This window comes from Veillonella sp. T14073-2 (genome assembly GCF_002959875.1).
GTDB classification, from domain to species: Bacteria; Bacillota; Negativicutes; order Veillonellales; family Veillonellaceae; genus Veillonella; species Veillonella infantium.
Genome location: NZ_PPDC01000010.1, coordinates 1 through 1508 on the forward strand (window position 1 = coordinate 1; position 1508 = coordinate 1508).

General features: G+C 47.8%; 2 tRNA genes and 2 rRNA genes. All 4 read left to right on the forward strand.

The features are described from left to right. Positions 1-525 (forward strand): 16S ribosomal RNA (locus VCHSUH04_RS08730); the annotation flags it as partial. 123 nt (positions 526-648) lie between these two features. Beyond that, a tRNA-Ile gene (locus VCHSUH04_RS08735) sits at positions 649-725 on the forward strand. Positions 726-735: 10 nt separating this feature from the next. Next, positions 736-811 (forward strand) — tRNA-Ala (locus tag VCHSUH04_RS08740). A 366-nt stretch (positions 812-1177) separates the two neighbouring features. After that, positions 1178-1508: ribosomal RNA gene (locus tag VCHSUH04_RS10280) — 23S ribosomal RNA — on the forward strand; the annotation flags it as partial.

Genomic DNA, 1508 nt, shown 5'->3' on the forward strand with positions numbered 1-1508 from the left:
GTTCCTCTTCTTCGGAAGCCAGAAAACAGGTGGTGCACGGTTGTCGTCAGCTCGTGTCGTGAGATGTTGGGTTAAGTCCCGCAACGAGCGCAACCCCTATCTTATGTTGCCAGCACTTCGGGTGGGAACTCATGAGAGACTGCCGCAGACAATGCGGAGGAAGGCGGGGATGACGTCAAATCATCATGCCCCTTATGACCTGGGCTACACACGTACTACAATGGGAGTTAATAGACGGAAGCAATACCGCGAGGTGGAGCAAACCCGAGAAACACTCTCTCAGTTCGGATCGTAGGCTGCAACTCGCCTACGTGAAGTCGGAATCGCTAGTAATCGCAGGTCAGCATACTGCGGTGAATACGTTCCCGGGCCTTGTACACACCGCCCGTCACACCACGAAAGTCGGAAGTGCCCAAAGCCGGTGGGGTAACCTTCGGGAGCCAGCCGTCTAAGGTAAAGTCGATGATTGGGGTGAAGTCGTAACAAGGTAGCCGTATCGGAAGGTGCGGCTGGATCACCTCCTTTCTAGGGAGACATACACCAAGCCAAGAGTTTGGATGTCACTTAGGTCGACACTTTGGCACCTAACATTGTTCGGTTTTGAGAGATCTGTTATCTACAAGATAATAAATTTCTCATATATTAAATGGGCCTATAGCTCAGCTGGTTAGAGCGCACGCCTGATAAGCGTGAGGTCGGTGGTTCGAGTCCACCTAGGCCCACCATTTAATACATGGGGGCGTAGCTCAGTTGGGAGAGCACCTGCCTTGCAAGCAGGGGGTCAGGAGTTCGAATCTCCTCGTCTCCACCATTTAGTATTTGACAGCTGGTCTGTTTTATACTAAAATAACTAAGCTGATTTAAACAATCAGTTACAATTTAATAGATTTCGATGGATATCTAGGCGCATGAGATGAACGACGTCGCCGCGTAATGGTAATTACGCAAGACAAGTGAAACGAATGCAACGACGATAGACGCGAAATATATGAATTGTTTGTTCTTTGAAAACTGCATAGAAGAATTAATATATATTTGTAAGGTCATCTCTTAGAATTTCTAAGTAGGTTGACCCGAGCACATAGGAAATAATTCTCTGACTTAATGGTGACGTACATGAAAATGTACGGCTACAAAATAAACGACAATGTATCTAATGCATGTCAATAAAATCTTAAGTAAAGATTTTAAGGGCGTACGGTGGATGCCTTGGCGATATCAGCCGAAGAAGGACGCGGTAAGCTGCGATAAGCTACGGAGAGGTGCAAGCAACCTTTGACCCGTAGATTTCCGAATGGGGGAACCCGGCAGTGGTTATGCACTGTCACCCATAGCTTAGACTATGAGGAGGGCACCTGGGGAACTGAAACATCTAATTACCCAGAGGAAAAGTAATCAAACGAGATTTTCTTAGTAGCGGCGAGCGAACGGGAAAGAGGCCAAACCGGAGCGGGCAACCGCACCGGGGTTGAGGACAGTCATCAAGTGTAAATGAGGTAGAAGAATCG